At 41.6% G+C, this 16,930-nt stretch carries 13 protein-coding genes; 8 read left to right on the top strand and 5 right to left on the bottom strand.

The genetic code is table 11. The features are described from left to right. Positions 1–9: 9 nt before the first annotated feature. The gene (locus tag EHS13_RS30700) at positions 10–1,764 is read right to left on the bottom strand and encodes an ATP-binding cassette domain-containing protein (protein ID WP_155704020.1); all 1,755 of its coding nucleotides are present in this window, start codon (positions 1,762–1,764) and stop codon (positions 10–12) included. Next, a complete protein-coding gene (locus tag EHS13_RS30695; protein ID WP_227013603.1) occupies positions 1,761–3,608 on the bottom strand; it encodes an ABC transporter ATP-binding protein in 1,848 nt (615 codons plus the stop codon). Before EHS13_RS30695 ends, EHS13_RS30700 begins: the two co-directional genes overlap by 4 nt. Before the next feature lie 276 nt (positions 3,609–3,884). Between EHS13_RS30695 and EHS13_RS30690 the strand changes: the two genes are divergently transcribed. The 6 genes from EHS13_RS30690 (at position 3,885) to EHS13_RS30665 (ending at position 12,466) form a co-directional block, all read left to right on the top strand. After that, positions 3,885–5,672 (top strand): sensor histidine kinase, encoded by a 1,788-nt coding sequence (locus EHS13_RS30690; protein ID WP_319633399.1) that lies wholly within the window; start codon positions 3,885–3,887, stop codon positions 5,670–5,672. Position 5,673: 1 nt separating this feature from the next. Continuing rightward, complete coding sequence (locus EHS13_RS30685; protein WP_227014074.1) at positions 5,674–7,224, top strand: response regulator transcription factor; 1,551 nt, start codon at positions 5,674–5,676, stop codon at positions 7,222–7,224. Positions 7,225–7,374: 150 nt separating this feature from the next. Then, the gene (locus tag EHS13_RS30680) at positions 7,375–8,328 is read left to right on the top strand and encodes an ABC transporter permease (protein ID WP_155704018.1); all 954 of its coding nucleotides are present in this window, start codon (positions 7,375–7,377) and stop codon (positions 8,326–8,328) included. A 14-nt stretch (positions 8,329–8,342) separates the two neighbouring features. After that, positions 8,343–9,251, top strand: coding sequence for a carbohydrate ABC transporter permease (locus tag EHS13_RS30675; RefSeq protein WP_155704017.1), 909 nt, complete (start codon positions 8,343–8,345; stop codon positions 9,249–9,251). Positions 9,252–9,319: 68 nt separating this feature from the next. Continuing rightward, positions 9,320–11,041 (top strand): ABC transporter substrate-binding protein, encoded by a 1,722-nt coding sequence (locus tag EHS13_RS30670; RefSeq protein WP_155704016.1) that lies wholly within the window; start codon positions 9,320–9,322, stop codon positions 11,039–11,041. Positions 11,042–11,176: 135 nt separating this feature from the next. After that, positions 11,177–12,466: an amidohydrolase gene (locus tag EHS13_RS30665; RefSeq protein ID WP_155705577.1), complete on the top strand. Its 1,290-nt coding sequence runs from the start codon at positions 11,177–11,179 to the stop codon at positions 12,464–12,466. 11 nt (positions 12,467–12,477) lie between these two features. Here EHS13_RS30665 and EHS13_RS30660 read toward each other — a convergent pair whose 3' ends face one another. After that, complete coding sequence (locus tag EHS13_RS30660) at positions 12,478–13,446, bottom strand: carbohydrate kinase family protein (RefSeq protein WP_155704015.1); 969 nt, start codon at positions 13,444–13,446, stop codon at positions 12,478–12,480. A gap of 147 nt (positions 13,447–13,593) precedes the next feature. After that, positions 13,594–14,541: an aldo/keto reductase gene (locus tag EHS13_RS30655; RefSeq protein WP_155704014.1), complete on the bottom strand. Its 948-nt coding sequence runs from the start codon at positions 14,539–14,541 to the stop codon at positions 13,594–13,596. A 159-nt stretch (positions 14,542–14,700) separates the two neighbouring features. On the opposite strand from EHS13_RS30655, the gene EHS13_RS30650 reads away from it, so the two are divergent. Beyond that, positions 14,701–15,666: a helix-turn-helix transcriptional regulator gene (locus tag EHS13_RS30650; RefSeq protein ID WP_155704013.1), complete on the top strand. Its 966-nt coding sequence runs from the start codon at positions 14,701–14,703 to the stop codon at positions 15,664–15,666. Positions 15,667–15,803: 137 nt separating this feature from the next. Then, positions 15,804–16,187: a VOC family protein gene (locus tag EHS13_RS30645; RefSeq protein ID WP_155704012.1), complete on the top strand. Its 384-nt coding sequence runs from the start codon at positions 15,804–15,806 to the stop codon at positions 16,185–16,187. Between the two features lie 49 nt (positions 16,188–16,236). Here EHS13_RS30645 and EHS13_RS30640 read toward each other — a convergent pair whose 3' ends face one another. Next, complete coding sequence (locus EHS13_RS30640) at positions 16,237–16,704, bottom strand: hypothetical protein (RefSeq protein ID WP_155704011.1); 468 nt, start codon at positions 16,702–16,704, stop codon at positions 16,237–16,239. Between the last annotated feature and the right edge of the window lie 226 nt (positions 16,705–16,930).

Genomic DNA, 16,930 nt, shown 5'->3' with positions numbered 1-16,930 from the left:
TGAGTAATCTCAGCTCTCGTCATGCCAAAGCAGCTGCATCTCTTCACTGCTCAGCAGCAAGTTTTCCAGCGTACCCTCAGCTTCAACTCTTCCGTCCTTAAGCACAATAATGTGATTGGCACGGCGTAAAGCTGCTTTGCGATGAGAGACAACTAGACAAGTAGATCCCTCACGTTCATAAAGCCGTTCCCACAATAACAGCTCAGTCTCAACATCCAATGCACTGGAAAGATCATCGAATACCAGCAGCTCCGGGTTTCGCACGAACATGCGAGCGGCAGCAGCACGTTGGGCTTGCCCTCCGGATAGTTTTAAGCCTTTTTGGCCAATAACGGTATCAAGTCCATGCTCGAGCACATCCAAATCTCGCTCCATTACCGCTAATCTAATCGCCTCATTTAATTGAGCTCCGTCTTCGGGTATGCCCATCAGAATATTATTCATCAAGGTGTCACTGAAGAGCTGAGGAATCTGAGAGGTGTACGCACTGCGTGGAGGTATGAAGAAAGTCGCTGCATCCGTAACTCGGGTACCATTCCAGCGAATCTCCCCTTTATCCATTGGAAGCAGGCCTAACAAGGCTCGCAATAAGGTGGTTTTTCCGGAACCAATTCGTCCTGTAATTACGGTAAACGAGCCGCGTTTTATTATTAAATCGACGCCTTCAACTCCCCGACCGGTATCTGTATAATGATAACTCAAAGCTTTAACCTCCAACGTACTCAGAAAATCAGCTTCGCTTTTAACAACAGCCTCACTCTCGGGAGGGAGCCCGTATAAATACAAAGGATGATGTTCGACCAGAATTTCTGGAGTATCCCCTTGTAACAGCTCGTTCATTCGGGTGAAGGCTACCTTAGTTTGTTTAAAGTGAGCAATAAATTTGCCGAGAAAATGAGTAAAGTCAGTGACAAAGGTTAAATAATATACAAATAGTGCAAAGTCTCCGACAGTAAATGTCGATTGCTGCATAGAAGAAGCTGCTAATAGTAAAATTAAGCCAGTACCTAAACTGATCGTATTAAAGAATATAGAATCCATAGCTAAAGAAAGCAGGCGATCTTTAAGGAACTGTTTTCTGCGCTGCTCATTCAGCGTTCTAAATTGTTCAATCACCCGTTTCTCTGCACCTGCGGCTTGAATGGCTTGAACACCATCGAACATTTCTCCAATCGCCCCAGTTACTCGTCCTGTAGCTTCTCTACTTTGCATACGATATTTCTGCAGCTTTTTAGTGATCATTTGCGCAATTGTCACGACGATCGCAATGGGGATATAAACCCAAAAGGTCATACTTGCATTAATACTCGTGAGGATAATCATCGCTCCAAGCGCAAACAGAAAATTACCTGTAACATCAAGTGTCCAGCTTATTGAATCCTCGGCTTGCTCGGTATCATCTCTGAATTGGGATAAGGCCTCACCAGGAGAAGTCGGAATTGCCTTGGCTCCGGGGTGTTTCAATATTTGTGCCAATAGATTTCTCCGCAATAACGCACTCATACTAAAGCGATGTGGAATATCTGCCAGAGCCCCGCTGAGAATTAACAAAACTCTCATAACAGCCACGGAGACGAATAGAGCAGCAAGTCCCAAAGTGCCGAACTTAAAAGCTGCATCCCCCGATATATAATCGAAGAATTCACGAATGATCAAGCCAGGTACTAAAGGGGCCAAGTAAATCAGCATCCAGCAAACAAAATTTATACTATATAAATAAGGACGATAACGGATCAAACGTCGAATATATTGCCAGGTTGTCATGTCATCACCTCTTCGATCCCTGTTTGTAAAAGTCTGTTGAAGCGGGAGCTTGGATCATTCAGCAAATGAAGCCTCTCGCCATACTCAAGCACCTTGCCTTGATCAAGAATTAGAATTTGATCTGCACGTTGAATAGTAGTCAAATGATGAGCGATAATAATCGCAGTTCGTCCCTGAAGCAGCTTATTCACTGCTTGCTCGATTAGCTGCTCTGTTGCTGGATCCAAGCGTGAGGACGCTTCATCGAGAATGATGAGCTTGGGATTGTTTAAGAAAACACGGACAAAAGCCAATAGCTGAGCTTCTCCTGCAGATAACCCACCCCCGCCAGCTGCCAATTTGGTTTCCAATCCATTAGGCAGAGAGTTAAACCAGCTAGTTAAACCCAAGTCTCCCAACACCTCGATGATTCGGGCATCTTGAATTTCTGGATCGTACAAAGTCACATTATCGCGCACAGAAGCATGGAACAACTGGACATCCTGTGTAACAATCCCGACTTGTCTACGAAGCTCACGGAGAGAAAGCGTATGGATGGGGACATCTCCGAATGAAATGCTGCCCGAATCTGGATCATAGAACCTGAGCAATAGCCGAGCCAATGTAGATTTTCCGCTTCCTGTACGTCCTAACAGTCCAAGCACCTTGCCTTCCGGCAAATGAAAAGATAGCTGCTCCAGTACACGATCTTCAGCGGTATAGCCAAAAGAAACATTGTTAAAATCAACATTGAACGCAGCTGCAGAACGAGAATTTAATTGAACTAAGGCACTAACAGACTCAGTAGCACCAGCGTCTTTAAGCTTAGAAATGGTTTGAAATAACTCCTGTGTACGAATAATGCTGGAATCCGCACGTTGGAGATCTTCGAGCTGGGTGCGAATATTTTCGATAGGCCGGTTCAGAAGCTCTGTATAATAAAAAATCATGTATAACGTGCCAATTGTCAGCGAGCCCCTGGTCCATAAGTAACCGCCAAGAATAATAATCAACGCGTTGCCAAGAGCGAAAACAAATACAGAGGACATCCACATGGAATAACCTGCAAGACCGGCTTTTCGACTTACCGGCAGCCAGTTGCGCAGCAGCTCATAGAATCTTCGCATAACGTGACTTACCGCTCCATTGGAGCGTGTGTCCTCCGTACCTGCTAAATGCTCACCGACAAAACCATAGAACTCTGCTCTAGCTATACTTACCTTGACCCAGAAAGGAGCGGCTATGGTGCGAATTTGTTTCATTATCAACAAGGCAAAAATAACAAACAAGGTCATTCCAAGCCCAATTCGCCAATCTACCTGGAACAGGACAATTAAAACACCTAGCAACAGAACCATATTGGACATCAGGGCAATAACGAAGCTAGAGAAGAAGTTAGAAAGTGAATTGACGTCTCCATCGATCCGCTCCACCATTTCGCCAGAGGTATGCTCCTTATGAAACGATAAATCCAAGCGCAAGCAATGCTCAGCCAGATCTCCTCGCAGCTCATTAGTGGCTTTCCAGCCAACATTCTCTCCTACATATTGAGCTAATAAAGTTAAAAACTGATTCAGCACGGCGGCTCCTGTAAATAAGAGAGCAGTAATAAACAGCTCAGTAGCTATTGAGTAGCTGCTTTTAGCTGCATCATTTAAAGCCTGCTCATTACCCTTACTGCTTGCAACAGCCAAGTCAATAAAGTGCCTTAATATTTGAGGGTTTAAGAGCTGCAATCCAATACTCATTAGCAGCAGCAAAGCGAGTAAAGATACCATAGGCCATTGCGGTCGAAAATAAACCTTCAGCAGAATCCAATATTGTTGAATCGGAATCTTCATTTTTGGGGATTTTGCTTTTGTCATTCCTAACTCAACTCCAAAATTATGTAATTAATCGTAAATCAAATTAATTAAAGCATATTGCCATTAAATGGTATAGATAAAAAATGAGTTTACTTATTTATTACAATCGCTATGTATAATGTTTCCAGCAATAAAAATCACTAATTATGATATGATTTTATAGCTAATAATGAACTGTATTTCAAAGGTGATGTTTAGTAAACTAAATGTAGTATTTAGAAGAGATCGAAATATCTGCAAACGCTTACGTATTAAGGATGGAGGTAAGAAATTATTTTGTTTAGGCTGATTATGCGTAAAACCAATGATATCAAGCTTCGCCATAAGCTCGTCCTCTCGATCGTTTTTGTGATGATGATTCCAGTGATGATGGTGGGTATCTTCTTGACTGTAGAGCTTCGACAAATGGCTTTAAATGATGCAACTAAGCAAACCTTAAACAATGTGGAGCGGGTTCAGAAGCAAACATTGGAAATTATTAATGTGGCTCTAGATATTTCAACGCGGCTTTTGTTTGATAACCGACTCAAGGCTTTGGCCAATACAAGCCACGAAACCGTTTATGATGTGGTTAAAGCTTATCAAGAATATCCAGATATTCGTGATAATATTCGACTGAATAAGCAGATTTCCAACATACGTCTTTACATGGATAATCCAACATTAATAAACAACTGGGAATTTTTTCAGATTGATAAAAAAACGGAGGAAGCTCCATGGTTTAAAAGTGCAGTCGATGGAAAGGGAATGATCAATTGGTATTATATTGAGGATGAGAGGACCCAGCATAAGGAACTCAGCTTGATCCGTAAAATTGATTTTTTAGAATATCACACCTTTGGGATTCTAGTTATTAATGTAAGCGGCAGCTACTTAAACTCTTCCCTTAGCCTGGAGCCCTTTGAAACGATGATTGTGGACGATAACAATAATATTGTCTCGGCCAACCGTGGTTCCTTGATTGGGAAAACCTTAGAGGATTTGAACTTCGATTCGAGTGTTTCTGTTATGGAAAAAGGCACCTATGAATCGGTGGTGGATGGGGAGAGGTCGCGGATCGTGATCGATAAGCTGCAGCCGGATTCAAGTCTCAGCGGATTAAGGATTGTCTCAGTTTTCTCTATAGCTAGCATCGTTAAAGACGCTAATCGCATCAATCAGGCAGCGCTTACTGTGATTATTATCAGCTTGCTAGTCGCTATCGTATTGATTTATGTGGTTTCGATGCTGCTATCTAACAGACTGTTAAGATTGAGCAAGCATATCAGCAAATTAGCTGTAGGAAATTTGAATGCTGTTTTGGAGATTGATGGGAAGGATGAGATCGCCCAAATATCCAGACAATTTAACTCGATGATCGGCAACATAAAAGAGCTAATGAACGAGGTGCAAGCTACGCAAATCCAGAAGAATCAACTGGAAATCAAACAAAACGAAATTAAATTTAAAATGCTGGCGAGCCAAATCAATCCGCATTTCTTGTTTAATGCTCTTGAATCCATTCGGATGAAAGCCCATCTGAAGGGAGATAATGAAATCTCAATAGTTGTGAAAAATCTAGGGAGGTTAATGCGGAGCAGCCTGAATGTAGGCAGTAAAAAAATCCCGCTCCAAAATGAGCTGGAAATGGTTCGCTATTATCTGGAAATCCAACAATTTCGTTATGGTGATCGGGTTTCATTTAATTTGAGTATTGACCCAAGGTCGCAACAAGTAGAAATTCCTCCATTGATCATTCAGCCTTTAGTTGAAAATGCGGTTATTCATGGTTTGGAAAATAGAATGGAACATGGAATTGTAAGTATTAAAGCTTACATTGTTGGAGAAGAATTACGTATCGAGGTGTTGGACAACGGACAAGGTATGGATCAAAGGAAAGTGAACGAGCTGGTAGGCTTACTAAATAGTACAGAGGATGATCATAATCATATCGGCATGCGTAACGTTCATCATCGCTTACAGCTTTCTTATGGTATTCAGTATGGCTTAAACATACATAGCCAGCCAAACAAAGGGACTAAAATCGAATTTTGCATACCTATTGGGGGGAGTTTACTTGTATAAAGTGTTAATTGTAGATGATGAACCTAATATCAGAGACGGATTAAGAACACTTATCCCCTGGGGTCAATACGGATTTCAGGTTATGGATGTTGCTGCAAATGGGAATGAAGCTATAATAATGCATCAAAGTATCGTACCCGACCTAATGATTGTTGATATTCGGATGCCAGGAATGAATGGATTAGAGCTGATTCAGAAGCTCCGGGAATCTGATCCAAGGGTACAATTCTTGATTTTAAGTGGATATGCTGATTTTCAATATGCCCAAAAAGCGATTCAGGCGAATGTGCACGCTTATATATTAAAGCCGATTGACGAAACGGAGCTTATTGGATGTTTAGTAGACATCGCCGAGACTCTCGACCTTGAGGCCGAGAACAGGCGTACAGAAGTAGATCATAAAGTATGGGAACGTGAGCATAGAGTCCAATGGGCCTTAGCTAACCTGCATTCCAAAGATATAGATGCTCAAGCATTTAGTGATTTAAAATGGGATTCATACCAAATTCTTTTAGTTAAACTCAATTCTGAACATGCGCTCGAGGCTGAACTTGACGCACAGATGAAACAAGAACTGAAATTTCGAGTGGATACGGCGGATTCGGGTATATTCTTTACTGTCGATACCTATCTAGGCGTCTTATTGAAGGATTCGCTAAAAGCAGTCCGACAAAGCCTGCTAGCTTATGATGACTTAGCGAAAATCATTCATCCTTATGGCATTCCGTTTAGTGCAGCAGTTGGAATGGCTGTGAATTCTTTTGAAGCAATCAAGTCATCCTATGATGCTGCAGCTCAGCTAATCAAACGTCAGTTTTTTTTAGAGGATAATCAAATATTTAACGAAAACACCAAACCTTATCAAAGTCGAATAAGCCAACAAATCGTGTCTGCGGAAGCTCTTGATCTGGATGAGACTTCAGACCTCCTATATTACGCAATGGATATAGGGAGTGTCGATGCAGCAGAACAAATCCTATCTGAGACGCTTCATCACATGCTTCAGACAGAGCTAACTGAGCAGGAGATAAAATCTGGGTTTGTGCGAATATTATCTAATCTGTTAGGTAAAATTTCGCTTCATAATGCAAAGCTTCAGTCGGAAACCCCTCTGTATATGGAACGGATTATTGCTATTTATCCTGTATCCACATTAAAAGAGCTACAACTGTATATGGGTAGACTTATTTCGCAAATGAATCTACAGGCAGAGCAGTTCGATTCGGATATGCTGTTGAAGAAGATGGTGGATCTGATTCGGCGAAACTGCCATGAAAACTTGAAACTGGAAACGTTGGCGAAGGTATTTAATTACAATAGTGCCTACTTAGGGAAAATATTTAAAAGCTACACAGGGGAATACTTTAACACTTTCCTGGACCAGGCACGGATGGAAAAGGCAAAGGAATTATTGGGAGAAGGACTTAAGGTATATCAAGTCGCTGAGCGGATTGGCTATACCAATGTTGATTATTTTCATAGTAAGTTTAGAAACGTAATCGGCATTTCCCCCACTGCGTATCGAAAAAGTATAGTAAAAGAAATCGACTAATCATAAATCGAATGGAAAAATGGAGCTAATTGGAAGCTCTTTTTTTTTGTCAATCCATATGCAATTAGTATATGATTTTAGACGAAATCCTTAGGGTATTGAATTAATAAGAAATCTAATATGATTAAGACATTGCTCGGAGGTGCTGGAATGGAAGCGGTAACAACAGAGGTTGGACAAAAGCTTAAAAGGCCGTCTAGATTTTGGAAAACATTTTTCAAACAAAAGTATTTATACATGATGTCGCTTCCATTTGTAATATGGGTCTTTGTTTTTCAATATTTCCCGATTTGGGGCTGGACCATGGCGTTTCAGAATTATCGTCCAGGGAAATCGTTTTTCAATCAGGATTGGGTTGGTTTTAAACATTTCATAACGCTTTTCCATGATGATCAGTTTTACTTGGTCATGCGCAATACATTAGCTATGAGTGTGATGGGATTAATTGCAGGCTTTATCGTACCGATTATTTTTGCGGTATTACTTAATGAAGTTCGTAGGCAAACACTTAAACGGTTTGTGCAAACGGTTTCTTATTTACCGCATTTTGTTTCTTGGGTTGTTGTCGCAGGGATTGTGAGTAAAATGCTCTCGATTGACGGGGGAATTATTAATGAAGCACTATTATTCTTTCATATAATTGATGATCCTATACAATTTATGGCAAAAGGCAATTGGTTCTGGGGAATCGTTACAGCAGCTGATGTATGGAAGGAAATGGGCTGGAACACCATTATCTATTTAGCGGCTATCACAGGGATTGATCCTGAGCTTTATGAAGCCTCTAGAGTCGATGGAGCATCTCGAGTAAGACAGGCTCTACATATTACACTTCCTGGGATTCGATCTACAATCATCGTATTGTTGATTATGTCGATCGGCCACTTAATCAGTATCGGCTTTGAGAAACAGTTTTTGCTGGGAAATCCATTGGTTAAGGAATATTCGGATGTTTTGGAACTCTATGCACTTAATTATGGACTAGGAATGGGAAGGTTTTCCTTTGGAACGGCGATCAATATTTTCAATTCCGTCATCAGTATCTTATTATTATTTACCGCTAATGGAATATTCAAACGTTATGCCAAAGAAAGCATCATGTAAGGAGGTCGACAGAGATGATCAGAAAAAAGAGTTATTTTAAGGCATCATCGTCAGACCGCATTTTTGATGGTATCAATTATTTGGTCATGGCATTAGTTGTTGTTGTCACTTTGTATCCTTTTCTAAATGTATTAGCTATTTCGTTGAATGACTCGACGGATACGGTCCGTGGTGGTATCTACCTTTGGCCGCGCTCGCTTTCCTTTGCTAATTTTAAAGCCGTACTAACTTTCGATGGATTGTTGGTTGGGTTGAAAATATCGATTCTAAGAACTATAGTTGGAACGCTGGTTGGGATAATGAGCGCTGCTCTAATTGCCTTCACATTAAGCCGCAAGGATTTTCAAGGCAGGAAATTTGTATCGATATTCTTGGCATTGACGATGTATTTCTCAGGTGGCTTGATTCCAGTTTATATCTTGATGCGTGACTTGGGATTGATGAATACCTTTGCTGTTTATATCTTGCCTGGCTTAGTAAGCGCTTTTAATGTATTCGTTATTCGCTCCTTCATGGATAACTTGCCGCCTGAGCTTCAGGAATCAGCAAAATTGGATGGAGCCAATGATTTTACAATCTTTTGGCGGATTATTCTACCTTTATGTAAACCTGTGCTAGCGACGATTGCGTTATTTCTAGCCGTTGGACAGTGGAACTCGTGGTTTGATACGTATTTATATAATGGTTCAAGCGAGCATTTGACCACGCTGCAATTTGAATTGATGAAGGTGCTGCAAAGCACTACAGCAGGTACGAATCAGGATGCACATTCACAAAGTATGAATCAATTGATGAATACGGTATCTCCGGAATCCGTGAAAATGGCGATTACGATCATCGTCACAGTACCCATTGTTGCTATTTATCCATTCTTACAAAGATATTTTGTTAAAGGTATGACCTTAGGTGCTGTGAAAAGCTAATCTAAGTATTCGCAGGGACGCCTGTTTATACAATATAACCAAACATTATAGGGAGGTTCACCATTATTATGAAAGCAAAAACAACAAAAATAATCAGTATTATGCTATTGTCCGTGCTTATTATTGTCACAGGCTGTACCAAAACGACAACTCCAACGACTGACGTCAAAACAACCGATACCTCACAAGCGGAATCTTCAGCTGCTGCAACAGCTCAGGCTGAAGATTTAAGTCCGATGACACTTTCGATTTTTAGTGAAGATCCAAGTCCTAACTGGAATAACATGCAGGATAGAGTGGGTAAGGAAATCACCGCAAAAACGGGAATCACTTTAAAGGCAGAATTCGCAGTAGGGGATCCTGCACAGAAGGTTGCGCTTATCGCAGCTAGTGGTGAGTACCCTGATTTAATTAGTGCTAAGGCCGATGTAGCTAAAATGGTCGACGCCGGGGCAATGCTAGATTTGACTGATTTAATTGAGCAATATGCGCCAAACATTAAGAAGCTTTTTAAGGATTATCCAAAGCGATTGCGTAATAGTCTGGAAGACCAAGCGATTTATGTGATTCCAAGCTGGGGTGGGGTAGACAATAAGTACTTCACAGCCGGTGGTGGTTTTGAAATACAGCATGCGGCAGTGAAGGAAGCGAACTTCCCGAAAATTCGCACATTACAAGATTATGAGAATGTAATTAAAGCCTATAAAGATAAACATCCGACTGTAGATGGTAAACCGACGATTGGGATTAGTTTGAATTCGGACGATTGGCATATGTATATCTCTGTCACGAATCCTGCCTTTTATGCGACAGGTGGACCTGATGATGGAGAGTACTACATTGATCCTAAAACATACGACGCAATCTATCATTTCAGACGTCCAGAGGAGAAAGAATACTTCCGCTGGTTAAATCATATCAACGATATTGGTCTCTTGGATCCAGAAAGCTTTGTGCAAAAATATGATCAATACAAAGCAAAGGTTGCTACAGGGCGCGTTATTGGTTTGATTGATCAGGATTGGGATTATGGTGATGGTGAGAAAGCTTTGAAGACAGCTGGGAAATTCGAGCTAGGCTATGGACATTATCCAGTGACCTTAAGCGAAGAGTATAAGGATCATTCCTTCCAAGATACCGGCTTCATGGGCGGTTGGGGAATTGGGATTACCAAATCAGCTAAAGATCCGATACGTGCAATTAAATTCCTTGATTATTTAGCATCAGAAGAAGCGCAAGTCCTCAATAACTGGGGGATTAAGGATACAGATTACGTGATTGAAAACGGATTGCGAACCATTCCTAAAGCAGTGAATGACAAAAAGATAAACGATGCAACCAATTTTCAAAAGGATTCCGGTATTGGCTTATATACCAACATTCAAGGACATTATGGTGATGGAGTTAAAGATGCAACAGGAAGTAATTATACAACTAATTTCCCAGAGCAAATTATCGCAGGCTATAACGATGTTGAAAAAGAAGTTCTAGCGAAATATAATGTGAAAACCTGGAAGGATTTATTCCCGAATGAAAGTGAATTCCCTGTTAAACCTTGGGGAGCCGCATGGAATATTACGGTGCCGAATGAATCAGAAGTGACCGTTCTTGCTAACAAAATGAAGGACATTACTTGGAAACGAATTCCGGAAGCGATTTTGGCTAAACCAGAGAAGTTTGATGCACTTTGGGATGCCTACCAAGCAGCTTTAATCAAGGCTGACGTTGAAAAGATGGAAAAAGGGTATTCTGAAATGGTTAAAGCTAGAGTTAAGCTTTGGAATGAATAGTCATTGAATAGGTAGTTAGCTGAAAGAGCCCTTAGTCATATAGGGCTCTTTTGGTTTTTTAATATTCGCTTGACCTTCACTCTACGGGATGGTTTATGCTTCGCAATAGGAAGTGAATAGAAGGAGTTGGATAAGCTGAAAACACTTATTAAAGACGTATTAGTAGTTACGATGGTAGAAGGTATCACTCCATTTAGAGGGGATATATTATTGGAGGGCGATAGCATTACCGCTATTCATCCGTTAATAACCGATGATGTGAATGAGGTCATTCAAGGCAAGGGCATGATCGCAATGCCTGGGTTAATTAATGCTCATCAGCATTCGCCAATGAGCTTGCTTCGCGGTTTTTCGGATGATCTCAAGCTGATGGATTGGTTGGAAAAGAAGATGCTGCCGGCTGAAGCTAGAATGACTCCCGAGGATATTTATTGGGGATCTAAGCTGGCGATGGCAGAGATGATCAAGTCGGGAACAACCGCTTTTGCTGATATGTACATCCAGATGAATGAGATTGCTTTGGCGGTAGAGGAGGTTGGGATGAGGGCTTCTTTGACCCGTGGCTTGGTTTTCCTCCAGGATGATGGCGGTAGAAGAGTTCAAGAAGCGCTGGATCTAATTGATCGATGGTCAGGAAAAGCACAGGGAAGAATCACGACAATGCTGGGTCCACATGCTCCTTATACATGCCTGCCTGAGCCATTGAAAGAAATTATCTCGCTCGCCGTTAAACGAAATATACCGATTCATATTCATTTAGCAGAAACCAAAGAAGAAGTCATCCAAATGCGCGAGAAATATCAGCAAACGCCAACGGAATATTTATACCAATTAGGTTTGTTTGAGCAAGCTCATGTCCTCTTGGCACATGGTGTGCATTTGAATCATCGGGATATCGGCTTGTTAAAAGGCATGCGAGGAGGAGTGGCGCATAATCCCGTCAGCAACCTTAAGCTAGGCTGCGGTATTGCACCTATTATGGACCTGCTTCGTTTCGGAATCACAGTGGGGATAGGTACAGATGGAGCGGGGAGCGCTTCGACTTTAGATATGTTTGAAGAAATAAAAGCGGCTACCTGGCTGCAAAAATTAGATTATGGAGATCCTACGGTTTTACCTGCTAGGCAAGTCCTTCGGATGGCAACCATTGAAAGTGCCAAGCTGCTGAAAATAGATTCTGAGGTTGGTACGCTTGAGGTCGGTAAAAAGGCAGATATTATTCTGATTGACGGCAATAAACCGCATTTACTTCCCCTTCACAATGTTGAATCTGCATTAGCTTATTGTGTAAATGGAGCAGATGTGGATACGACAATAGTGAATGGGAAGCTGCTTATGCGGCATCGACAGCTGCTTACTATAAATGAAGAGGAGCTTTTTAAGCAGGTATCCGTCCGAGCAAAGAGAATTGTCGAAGGTATTTAAAGGTTACTTTGTTAGCCTAAAGTCAATTTAGGTATAGTTAATCCCAGCTTGGATTGCTGCTGCAGAAAATCGTTAAGCGAAGCAAGAGTAATCAGGCCGGTTCCGCCCATACCTAGTGTAGAGAGCGCTCCGCAGGCATTAGCAACCATAAGCTTTTCGTAGGATTCTAATTCATGTAAATGGGCATAGATCAGTCCGGCATTGAAGGAATCGCCCGCACCAGTGGTATCAATTGGTGTGACTTGAAAAGGGGCTGCGGTTAACAATGAACCGTCCTGCTGCAGCAAGAGTCCGCCTCTTGAGCCTAGCTTTACGGCAATCCCATTGTGAGGGAAGGCTCCTGCTTCATCGATTAGCTGCTTAATTTCATTCAGCTCCATGATGTGCAAAGCTTCTTCCTCATTGGGCATAAACCAATCAGCGGCAGTGATTAACTCTTTAATTGTCTCACGATCCCACAGCTCATCAGGATCCCAGCCTACATCAAAAGAGGTGCTGATCCCAGCTAACTTAGCCCGGCGACATACTTCTATCCAAGATTTACGCATATTCTTCTGCAAGAAAAAAGAGCCGAAATGGATATGATCAGCCAGCTGATAAACCTCGTCTGGGATTAGCTCTAAAGTTAGATCGGCAATAGAACCCATATAAGTCAAGAGCGCTCGATCGTTTCCATCCGATAAGGCTAATGTAACACCCGTAGTACGTTTCGGGTCGATAAGGATATAGCTGGTGTCTACTCCCAGCTCCTCTAGTCTGCGAATACAGAACCTGCCAAAATCATCGTCCCCTACAACAGACACCAGAGCTGTCTGTAAGCCGAGACCAGCAAGATTAGCAGCTGTAATCGCCGAAGATGATCCTAACAAAACCTCGAAATGCTCGACGATTTTCTCCTTATTAGCTTCTGGAGTAACATCTTTACCTCTCACAATTAAATCAACATTCAATTCGCCAAGTACAAAAACTCGTTTCTTCATAGTTATCGTATGCCTCCGTATCGCAAAAAAAGGTTAAGCCTATTAGAAGTCTAATAAGCTTACCCTTTAATTATCCCATCGAAAAATGATCAAGTCAATCATTTATTTGAATCATACAATCATTTATTGGTCCAATTAGTTAACAAATTACGACAAGGCAATATCACGAATTTCGGCTAAGGTTGCTTCATCCAGCGTAACATCCACTGCTGGCAGTACACTTAGGATGTGACTAGGCTTACGGACTCCAACAATTGCACTTGTTAGAGCTGGATGAGCCAACGTATAAGCGACTGCGAGCTGAGGTAAAGTAATCTCAAGACGAGAAGCAATTACTTTCAATCTCTCTGCAAGATCAACATTCTTAATTAAGCCTTCCCCTGTATGTGCTTTATTACGAGAGCGCCAATCGGATGGATCAAATTTCGTATCGTAGGTATAGTTGCCTGAAAGTAAACCAGAGGTTAGCGAGCTGTAACCGACAACTCCAATGCCTTTTTCCAAGCAAAATGGCAATAACTCTTTCTCGGCCGCTGGTCTGAGGATGGAGTAAGGTGGCTGCAAAGCATCGACATGCCGCACGGTAAGTGATTCTTCCAATTGAGCTACATTATAATTACTTACTCCTACATAACGAATTTTACCGTCTTGTACAAGCTTATCCATGGCACGCATGGTTTCTTCTGCAGCTGCATGCTGATCTATGTCCGGCCAATGCATTTGGTAAAGGTCGATATAATCCGTACCCAAACGACGCAAGGAAGCTTCTGCTTCACGAATGACAGAATCAAAAGTGCCGTTTTTAGAAACTTTACCCTGCTCATCCCAGATAAGTCCGCATTTAGTTGCTAGTACGACTTTATGGCGATCTGCTTTTAACGCCTGACCCATGACTACCTCTGAATGGCCAAGCCCATAAACAGCTGCGGTATCATAGAAAGTAACGCCTGCATCGAGAGCTGCACGCACGCTGTCATTGGAGACTTGATCATCCTGATCGCCCCAGCCGCTCGCCCATCCTCCACCAATTGCCCATGAACCAAAACCAATAACCGATATCTCCGGACCATTTTTTCCTAATTTGCGGTATTTCATAAAAGTAATCGCTCCTTTATTTGGCGTGCTCTCTTCATTATAGACATTGTTTTTTAATTTAGTAAGGACTGAAATCTTTTTCAGTTAGTTACCTTAAGGTAATGGAACATGTTAAAATAAATCTGTAAATCCCAAACCTACGGAAGGGAATTCCCTAATATGTCTAAAGCAGACAATATGCTTTCCATTCTCTGGCAGTTGAAGGCTGGGAAACGATTGACAGCGAAACAGCTTGCAGAATCATTAGAAATGAACATTCGTACGGTCTACCGCTATATAGATGCTTTATGTGCAAGCGGAGTGCCCATTGTTGCTGATTCTGGGCATAATGGCGGCTATAGCTTGCTGCAAAGCTTTCGGGAGGCTCCACTTTTTTTTGATCTAGAAGAACAAAAAGCGCTTGTTCAAGCAGCTATTTTTGCGCAAGAGGCCGGGTATCCTTATGGTGATGGGCTGCGCCGAGCGATCAATAAGCTGAAAACTTATACGAATGAAGCTCAGTTGAAAGAGATCAATCGTCATAGTGTTGGTTTTGAAGTCATTCAACCGCGGGTTAATCCAGGTATGCAGTCGATTCTTCAGGAATTAGAGATTGCTGTTGCAGATGGGCTTACGCTGAACATGGAATATCATAGTGGCAAAGAGTTAACTTCCCAATCGCGTTTGATCGATCCTTATGGTTTGGTAAATTGGAAGGGCAAATGGTATATCGTGGGTTACTGTCATTTGCGAAGTGAAATACGGAGCTTTCGAGTGGATCGAATTCTGGCGCTCGAACGAACGAATGCTGTTTTCCTACGACCGGAGGCTTTTTCAGCGCGCATTTTTCTGCTTAAGGATCTGCTGCCTAGTGAGCAAAATGCTGAAGACCTCGTTACAATTCATATAAAAGGCAGGCCTGAGGCACTTAACGATCTTTGCGAGCATTGGCTGTTCGGACATGCTTTAGTCGAACGAACCCATGAAGATGCTTATTTTCAAGTAGAAAAACAAGTGCTTCTAGGGTATGTACCTCATTTTCTACTTGTTTATGGGAGAGCGATTGCAGTAATTGAACCGACTGAGCTTAAAGATAAACTGATCGAGATTTCTTCAGGACTTTTAGAGCATTATAGGGGCTTGTAGTTAATCAAATGAGTATGAAGAAAGATGGTAAACGGAATGACAATCCGCAATGTTTGGAGCCAACTTGACTGACTGATTCTGTCAGTATTCTACGGTATAATGAGGATATGAACCATTGTATCAAGGAGGCGTTTTATTTGAAGTTATTGCAAATTAGATTATTAACCGAAGATTTTAAGAAAAGTACGGCATTCTATCGAGATGTTCTAGCCTTGCCTGTGCTTTGGTATGAAGAAAGTATGGAGTATGCGTTATTCGATAATGGAGAAACGAAAATTGAATTGCTCTCAATGAAGGCGATGAACGAAGCTATTGGTGAAACGAATGAGTGTGTACCAGGCGCTCCCTCCAAATTCCTGTTGAATTTCAAGGTAGATGATGTAGATGCGACTTATGCAGAATTGTTGGATAAAGGTGTCGTATTCATTACCGAGCCGCAGGATAAGGCTGCATGGAATGCGCGAGTTGCCCATTTTCGTGATCCAGACGGTAATTTGATCGAACTCTATAAAACTCTTTAGAATAGTAAAAAGGGAACACAGCTTAATCGCTATGTTCCCTTTTATATTGTTAAAGCTTATCTAAATCATTAAACAATTGCTTAATGGTTTCTTCATCAATGCTGCCTTTTTGTTTGAATTCCAGCAGCTTTTGTTTGAGCTTTTCACCAATTTCAGCATGCTCGTCGAAAACCGTTTGGTGGGCAGGGTCGAACCATACATAACTGTCATTATCAGAGCTGTTGCGCAGATAAGGCTGCGTCCAATGTTCTGGATAGGTGAATAGCTGCTCACCTAGAACAAGAGCTAACACATCATCTGTTTCCAAGGGCATCAGATGGTAGTAGGTTTCCTTATGATTGTTATCGGCAATAAGCAAATGCTCATAATAAAACAGCAGGTAATGCTCGCCGTTAAGCGTATCTTTATGAATTTCGTATGCTTCTAGATCCGTTTGCAGCAAATCTTTAATTTTTTCTAGCCGTGTTTGCAGCAAGACGTGGGGAACCCGCTTAAGGTTTTTGAAGGATTCACTCATATTAGACCTCCTTAAGGTTATCAAACACCTTAATTATACCCATCCCAGGATACTTCTGCAAAGCTACTCTACTGCAGGAGGAATAAATGCATGGATAATCCATAGGGTACTAAAGATAATCACTATAAGAACAGTAATAACAGCAAGCACAATTTGTTTTGGATTTTTTGACATCTTATTGCCCCCATTTCTAAATATAATCATTAGACGCTTAAAAATTGAAAAT

This window comes from Paenibacillus psychroresistens (assembly GCF_009728935.1).
GTDB lineage: Bacteria > Bacillota > Bacilli > Paenibacillales > NBRC-103111 > Paenibacillus_AC > Paenibacillus_AC psychroresistens.
The sequence above is the reverse complement of the archived record's forward strand: the minus strand, read 5'-3'. Positions and strand labels throughout refer to the sequence as shown.

What these genes read in the sequence shown, in the direction of transcription:
- EHS13_RS30675 (WP_155704017.1), top strand. Translation starts at nt 8,343, where the DNA reads ATGATCAGAAAAAAGAGTTATTTTAAGGCATCATCGTCAGACCGCATT.
- EHS13_RS30695 (WP_227013603.1), bottom strand. Translation starts at nt 3,608, where the DNA reads ATGACAAAAGCAAAATCCCCAAAAATGAAGATTCCGATTCAACAATAT.
- EHS13_RS30660 (WP_155704015.1), bottom strand. Translation starts at nt 13,446, where the DNA reads ATGAAGAAACGAGTTTTTGTACTTGGCGAATTGAATGTTGATTTAATT.
- EHS13_RS30700 (WP_155704020.1), bottom strand. Translation starts at nt 1,764, where the DNA reads ATGACAACCTGGCAATATATTCGACGTTTGATCCGTTATCGTCCTTAT.
- EHS13_RS30655 (WP_155704014.1), bottom strand. Translation starts at nt 14,541, where the DNA reads ATGAAATACCGCAAATTAGGAAAAAATGGTCCGGAGATATCGGTTATT.
- EHS13_RS30640 (WP_155704011.1), bottom strand. Translation starts at nt 16,704, where the DNA reads ATGAGTGAATCCTTCAAAAACCTTAAGCGGGTTCCCCACGTCTTGCTG.
- EHS13_RS30650 (WP_155704013.1), top strand. Translation starts at nt 14,701, where the DNA reads ATGTCTAAAGCAGACAATATGCTTTCCATTCTCTGGCAGTTGAAGGCT.
- EHS13_RS30670 (WP_155704016.1), top strand. Translation starts at nt 9,320, where the DNA reads ATGAAAGCAAAAACAACAAAAATAATCAGTATTATGCTATTGTCCGTG.
- EHS13_RS30680 (WP_155704018.1), top strand. Translation starts at nt 7,375, where the DNA reads ATGGAAGCGGTAACAACAGAGGTTGGACAAAAGCTTAAAAGGCCGTCT.